Origin of the sequence: Kitasatospora nipponensis, assembly GCF_039528135.1 — a bacterium.
Taxonomy (GTDB): Bacteria; Actinomycetota; Actinomycetes; order Streptomycetales; family Streptomycetaceae; genus Kitasatospora; species Kitasatospora nipponensis.
Genome location: NZ_BAAALF010000738.1, coordinates 1 through 687, shown reverse-complemented (window position 1 = coordinate 687; position 687 = coordinate 1). Strand labels below are relative to the sequence as shown.

General features: G+C 68.6%; 1 protein-coding gene and 1 pseudogene. Both read left to right on the top strand.

What is annotated here, in order from left to right:
- Positions 1-10 precede the first annotated feature (10 nt).
- The gene (locus tag ABD323_RS43035; protein ID WP_344447479.1) at positions 11-145 is read left to right on the top strand and encodes an agmatine deiminase family protein; all 135 of its coding nucleotides are present in this window, start codon (positions 11-13) and stop codon (positions 143-145) included.
- Positions 146-221: 76 nt separating this feature from the next.
- Positions 222-671 (top strand): annotated as a pseudogene (locus ABD323_RS43030) (zinc metalloprotease); the annotation flags it as partial.
- Between the last annotated feature and the right edge of the window lie 16 nt (positions 672-687).

Genomic DNA, 687 nt, shown 5'->3' with positions numbered 1-687 from the left:
CGCGGACGGGGTGGCCTACGCGGTGCTGCAGGCCGCATACCCGGACCGCAGGGTCGTCCAGCTGAACATCGACGCGATCGCGAGCGGGGGCGGCGGCATCCACTGCGCCACCCAGTCCGAGCCGGCCGTGCCGTCCGCCTACTGAGCACCGTCCTCACCGATCCCTGATACGAGAAGAGTTGTCATGACGTTCCGCATGCCCGCCGAGTGGACCGAGCACGAAGACCACCCTGCGCAAGGGCGGCGCCAACGCGCTGAACATCTACACCGCCAAGCTCGGCCAGGACCTGCTGGGCTGGGCCACCTTCCCGAGCTCGTACAACTCGAACCCGTCGGACGACGGCGTGGTCATGCTGGACGCCTCGCTGCCCGGCGGCTCGGCGACCAACTACAACGAGGGCGACACCGCCACCCACGAGGTCGGCCACTGGATGGGGCTCTACCACACCTTCCAGGGCGGCTGTAACGGCAACGGCGACTACGTCAGCGACACCCCCGCCGAGAAGAGCGCGGCCTTCGAGTGCCCGACCGGCCGGGACACCTGCACCAGCAAGCCGGGCCTCGACCCGATCAAGAACTTCATGGACTACACCTACGACTCCTGCATGACCCAGTTCACCCCGGGCCAGGTCACCCGGATGACCAACTCCTGGGCCTCGTACCGCGCCTGACCCCGCGGACGGGGAG